Consider the following 6,552-nt stretch of genomic DNA (forward strand, 5'->3'; position numbering starts at 1 on the left):
AAATAGAGAAGTTGACGAGCTTAAGATTGTAGTATTTGAAAAATCAGTGGTTTAGTTAAACCAATACAATAAGCAATATACCGCGTTACTAATGAAAGAGGACCTGATATGAACATCAGGTCCTCTTTCACTATATAATTATGTCACTGCTTCTTTCAGTTCTTTTCCCATTTTAAATACCGGCGCCTTAGTAGCAAAAATTTGTATTTCTTTATAGTTTATCTAATCAGCAAACAACTTGTAGGAATCATTATCTAACGTTTTATTCTTCTCTACCGATTTAACTTCTCGACGGCTTCCGCACTTGTATCTACACGTTTAACGAAAAAAACTAATAGTAGTGCAACAACATTCATGCCAAGCGCTACATAGAATGAATATTGAATTCCGGATAATAAAGCCTTCTGAGTTACTATTGCCTTCGTAGTTTCTGTGAAGGTTGTTGGATCTATATGAGACATTAAACTTTCAGCTTTTGTTTTTGTTACAGAATTCATAATCGTAACAAGAATAGCAGTACCAATGGAACCGGACACTTGTTGAGCTGTATTATTAACAGCTGTACCGTGCGGATTTAAGCGAGTTGGCAATTGATTAAGACCATTTGTCATAAGTGGCATCATCACCATCGCCATCCCAAACATCCGCAGTGTATAAATAAGAATAATATGTGTATGACTAGAGTCAATTTGCAGACTTGCCAACATATAAGTTGAAACAGCTGTAATGGAAAGCCCTACTATGCCAAGAATCCGAGGACCATATTTATCAAATAGTTTACCTGTAATTGGTGACATAATCCCCATTATTACCGCACCTGGAAGCATCATCAGCCCAGAGCTCAGCGGCGAAATACCACGGACGTTTTGTACATAAGCTGGTGTTAAAATCATACCCGAAAACATGGCCACCGCGTTGACAATTGCAATTACAGACGCAAGTGCAAACATTGGGTACTTGTAAACACGTAAATCCAATAACGGCTCATCCATTTTTAATTGACGGATAATGAAAGCAATTAAGGCAATAGCGCCTATGATTAAGGCTGTTAAGACAACTTTATTCGTCCAGCCATCGGAGCTTGCAGAACTGAATCCATATAACAAACCGCCAAAACCGACAGAAGATAATAGTAATGAGAGATAATCAAGTTTTGCATTTTTGTTTTGTTTCATGACATTCTCAGATTTCCAAATCCCTAACAGTAAGCTAATGATTGCTAAAGGTAAAATCATTTCAAAAAGCAAACGCCAGTCATAATACTCTACAATATAACCTGATAGTGTCGGCCCAATTGCTGGAGCTGTAATCATAACTAGTCCAAAAATCCCCATTGCTGTTCCCCTTTTTTCTCTTGGAAAGCTTACTAGCATAATATTCATTAACAAAGGTCCCATAACTGAAGAGCCTGCCGCTTGAACCATCCGACCAGTAAGTAATAAACCAAAGTTCGGTGCTACAGCCGCTAAGGCAGTACCAAGAATAAAAATCACCATAGATGTAATAAATAGGCTCCTATTTGAAAAACGCGTTATTAAAAATGCTGAGGCCGGAATTAATATACCACTTACAAGCATATACCCTGTAGAAAGCCACTGGATCGTTGAATAATCTTGAATGTTTAAATCTTTCATTATTGATGGCAAGGCTACATTTAAAAGGGAGTTATTTAGAAATGAAACAAATGCCCCAATAAAAAGGATTACAAGCATTACATATGGTGGTTTTCTTTTATGTAATGTTTCACTCATATATTTAATTGCCCCTTCATTATAAATTTCATTGATTCGTTTAAATCGTTTACATATTTGCACAAGAAAACATTACCCTTGCAGTATTTTGCCAAACTCTTCGAATGGATATTCTCTTTTTAGCAATTCCACTTGCTCAACATACCATTTTAAAATCTTTTTCTTGATGAAACCTTTATAAAAACGTTTGTTAACGGAATTTAAATTAGGCTGAAATACACAAAATAAGCAACTGAAAATACCCTTCTAAAATAAAGTGAAACTTTAAATCAACAAGTCCACACACCCATTCCTTTAAATACAGGCTTGTAGATCTAGTTATGTAACCATCCATAAAAAGGAATATTACATAGGCTAAGTCTAACATTACATTTTTAAAGTGAGGAGAATAAGCGTATGGACCAATATTGGTATTTGAATTCAAAGGGAAACGGGGAACAATATACTAACCAAATTTCATTATATTCACAGCCCGAAATAACTAAATCTGAGGTAATGAATGATTTAAAGCTTCCTGAGAATTGGAGTTACCGAGTCTATCCAGTTAGTTGGGATTCATCAGCCAATTATACGGGATTCAATCCCCAACCCCCTCCCTTCTCTTGGGGGCAGCAGCCAATCAATTATGCAGGGATAATGCCACAAGGTCACCCTACTAATTGGACTCCACTACCAGGTCATGCAGGTTTTAATTTTCAAAAACCTTCCTTCCCCTGGGCCCAACCATTCAATCATACAGGGATGTTCGCACAAGGGCATCTTGCCGCTTTACTATCGCCGCCAGCCAAGTCTTTTCATTTCAATACCAATAACTCGGGTGTTTTTGGAAACCCTCCAGGATGGGGTAGTCCGTGGGCCCCAATGGGATGGGGAAATAACGGAGGTAGCGGTCAGCTAGGAATGCTTGGAAACTTACTTACAGCAGGAAAAGGCACAATGGGTGGAATAGGAATGATTAGTAGTCTAATCGGGATGGGGAAGTTCTTCTTTTAGTTAATTAAAGTGATAGAATTGGTCCGCAGCTCAGACATTCCAACAAAATATTTCATTCTCCATTGATTTAATGTTTTCAAACATGTACTCCTCAATATATTTATTGTGTGCTTCCAATACTCCATCCAAGTTCGTCTCCTTGTCTTTCAATTTATAAAAAAATCTGTTGCAACTCTTTAGACAACAATTCCAGTTCATACAAAATCAATAAGTTCACAACAAAAACGCTATCCTTTCCTATGATTCTAGGGAAAGAATAGCGTTTTTGTTACGTAATGATTAAGTTGTTTCATTCTTATTTATTCAATAATTTCATTGTCATTTCTCTGCATTTTTAGCCTGATAGCGATATGATCATCCCCCGTAAAATGCCATTTCTTTTACTTATGCTTTGCTAAAAATTCTGTTATGCGACGATATACATATATTTCATTTTCTTTTTTTGAAAATCCATGCCCTTCATCGTCTAATACTAGGTATTCTACATCTACTCCTTGTTCTTGCAACGCGTGAAAAATTTGATCCGATTCTTCCTTTACAACTCGTGGATCATTTGCCCCTTGGATGATAAGGAGTGGTTTATTCATTTGATTTAAGTAAGTAATTGGTGAATCTTGTATAAGCTTATCTTTATCATTATTAATATCACCTATTAAATTAACTGCGAGCGGTTTCCAATTTTCAGGCATAGATTCGATAAAACTAAATAAATTGCTAGGTCCAAAAATATCAATGGCTGCACGGAAATACTCTGAATGACGCCCGTGAAGCAATAAGGTCATATATCCTCCATAACTACCGCCCATAACAAATAATTTATCAGGAGTTGATATCCCCTGTTCAAATAACCATTCGATCCCTGCTACACAATCTAAACGTGGTGCTTCTCCCCAATCACCTTCAATCATTTTTGTAAACGTTGAACCATATCTTGTACTACCTCTAAAGTTTGGCGCAAAAATATTATATCCCTGCCTTAATAAATATTGAAATAATTCTCTGAAACCTTTCGTCTCAGCACTTTGTGGACCACCATGAGGCCAAAATATTGTATATCCGTTTTGTACTTCTCCTTTCGCCCGGAATAATAATGCTTCTATGTTTAACCCATCAAAAGAGGCATATGTTATAACATCCGGTTCAACAAAAGAAGATTCAGATAGACCAATAACATAGTTTTTTGTTAATGCTGCCCATTCTGTATCTCTATTCTTCTTGTAATAGATGTTTGCTGTTTTCGTCGCACTTTCACCTAGCAAATATAAATTTTCCGATTTTGTAATTTCAATTTGACTTATCGTATCTACCGGAGAATTCAATAGAATTAACTCTTTTTTATCCCATACAAATTTATATAACCTATCTGTAACACCTTTCGACGAAACAATGTAGCCATTTTTTGTTTCAGCATGCCATTTTATATCGGATATATCTTCCTTCTCTATTTTACAGATTGGTTTGAATTCCTGTTTATTTAAATCAAAAGAAGCTACATAGGAAAACTCTTCTTCATAATTTGTAACGAAAATCACTGTATTTTCATCAATATAACAAATGGACCCTATAGTATGTTCTTTCTCACTGGAAGGTACTATACAAATAAGTTCTTCTCCCTTTTTTACATATCCTACATTATACGTATTACTATATGACTTTAAAACAATGTAACTTGATTCATTCGGACTTACTGCCTCTACATATGTAGGTGTCTCCACACCAGTTAACAACAGCGTATCTTCTTTTGTGCGTATATTATAACAACGAGAGTTTAAGAACATTGGGTTATCTTTACTTGTGACATAGTATAATCGTTCCCCATCCTCTGTTAAATGCACAAAGTAATCCTTTTCTGTCTCTCCTGCTGGAATCAATTCAAGCAATTCACCACCCTCTGGCTTTAATGCATAAATATGATAATTTTCATCCCCATCTTTATCAAATCCAGCTAAAATAAATCGATTTAAAGAATCCATTTTAATAAAATTGCTTGATTGATTACAATATGTTAATGGATAAGGGGATAAATTGGGTAAATCCATCGCCCATAAATTAGAATGACCATTTAAGTTTGTACTAAAAATTAATTTCCCTTCATCTTCACTAACTGTAAACCTACCAATACTATAGGATCTAAAAAATTGTTCAGCATCTTCCATAGGAAATTGAATCATCTTTCTTCCTCCACTCTACCTTATATCTAAAAATTCAGAACATCTTATATATAAAGATTCTACATTTTCCTATTTATCCCTTTTTGGTTTTATTTAGATTTACTTCTCACTCTATATTTCTTACTAAATGGTTCACTTCTATTATGATCTTTCTTTTAAGATGTGAAATACAAATACACTCCGTAACCTACAAATAAGATCAATAGAATAGAAATGCCGAGTACCGTATATATAATCCCTTTTAAATTTGAGTTCATATCATCCTCCTACTCCCCGATAATTCGAGTATATAACAAAAAAAGCATTGGATACCCAATGCTTTTTACACTTACGCAAATAAAGAAGTATTCGCATATAAAGCTGGTGAACCACCTGAATGTACGAATAAAATATTGTCTTCCTTATTAAAATTACCTTTTCTAATTAAGTCGATTAATCCCGCTACTGCCTTACCTGTATACACTGGATCAAGTAAAATACCTTCTGTTTTCGCAAGTAACTGAACTGCCTCTACCATTTCTGGCGTTGGTAACGCATAGCCTGGTCCTACATATTCATCAAAGCACGTAACAGCGTCGCGCGAGATAAAGTTTGGAATACCAACGTGTGCTGAAGTTTCATCTACAAGTTTTGCTACTTTCTCTTCTTGCTCAGCTTTTCCTCTACTTACATTAATCCCGATTACAGGAATATGGCTTTGTGTTCCAGAAAAACCAGTAATTAAACCAGCATGCATACCGCCGCTACCACTTACACAAACAACTGAACTGAAATCAATTCCTTGCTCAAATGATTGCGCCATAATTTCTTGCGCACAAGCAACGTATCCCATAGCGCCTGTAGGGTTTGATCCACCAACTGGAATTACATATGGTGTATTTCCTTTTTCACTTACTTCTTTTGCTACTTTATGCATTTCTTCCATCAGGTCTGCTCCGTTCGGTACAACAATGACGTTTTCAGCACCTAATAAGTGATATAAGAAATAGTTTCCGTTAAAGTCTCTCTTCTCTTCTGGCTCAAGCCCTTCCTCTAATACAAGAATACATTTCATTTTTTCTTTTACCGCAGCAGCAAGTGTCAGGCGGCAATGATTTGACTGAATACCACCAGCTGTAATTAACGTATCTGCACCCTTTTCCTGTGCATCTGCAACTAGAAATTCTAACTTTCTCGTCTTATTGCCACCGGCTGTTAAACCAAGTAAATCATCTCGTTTAAAATAAATAGTCGGACCACCAAGTGCTTCAGAAAAATTGTTTAACTTTTCAATTGGTGTATATGATTCTGTATATTTTTTTCTCGGGAATTTAGCTAAATTCATTGTAACGCTCCTTTTGTACTTCTTTCACAATATATGTAACGTTACTATTATTACACGTAAAAATGGTGAAGTCATCTTTCTCGGTTAAAAATGTATTAGAATTTCATTTTGATAAGTAAAACCGTATTAATGATTTTAACTTAATTACGGTACATGAAATTTATATCAACGATTTTTTAAATATATCGATCGTAACTTGCAGTATATCAACGATTTTCTTAATATATCGATCTATCGACAAAAAACGACAGCCAGGCAACCCCTTTCTCATCAACAAAAAAAGAGCCCACACATTCAAATGTGGGCTCCCTCC

Annotated in this window: 4 protein-coding genes; 1 reads left to right on the plus strand and 3 read right to left on the minus strand. The window is 35.5% G+C overall.

Annotation, left to right across the window (positions count from 1 at the left end):
• Nucleotides 1–272 precede the first annotated feature (272 nt).
• A complete protein-coding gene (locus MR107_RS18555) occupies nt 273–1,751 on the minus strand; it encodes a DHA2 family efflux MFS transporter permease subunit (protein ID WP_071731923.1) in 1,479 nt (492 codons plus the stop codon).
• A gap of 396 nt (nt 1,752–2,147) precedes the next feature.
• Here MR107_RS18555 and MR107_RS18560 point away from each other — a divergent pair, with 396 nt between their 5' ends.
• On the plus strand, nt 2,148–2,744 hold the full coding sequence (locus MR107_RS18560) for a hypothetical protein (protein WP_242292592.1): 597 nt from the start codon (nt 2,148–2,150) through the stop codon (nt 2,742–2,744).
• A 380-nt stretch (nt 2,745–3,124) separates the two neighbouring features.
• Here MR107_RS18560 and MR107_RS18565 read toward each other — a convergent pair whose 3' ends face one another.
• Together MR107_RS18565 and cuyA are read right to left on the minus strand one after the other, a co-directional pair.
• Complete coding sequence (locus tag MR107_RS18565; protein ID WP_242292593.1) at nt 3,125–4,915, minus strand: S9 family peptidase; 1,791 nt, start codon at nt 4,913–4,915, stop codon at nt 3,125–3,127.
• Between the two features lie 328 nt (nt 4,916–5,243).
• Nucleotides 5,244–6,239 carry a D-cysteate sulfo-lyase gene (cuyA, locus tag MR107_RS18570; RefSeq protein WP_044307402.1) on the minus strand — a complete coding sequence of 332 codons (996 nt, stop codon included), beginning with the start codon at nt 6,237–6,239 and terminating at the stop codon, nt 5,244–5,246.
• Nucleotides 6,240–6,552 lie beyond the last annotated feature (313 nt).

Origin of the sequence: Bacillus cereus group sp. BfR-BA-01441 (assembly GCF_022663075.1) — a bacterium.
Classification (GTDB): Bacteria; Bacillota; Bacilli; order Bacillales; family Bacillaceae_G; genus Bacillus_A; species Bacillus_A cereus.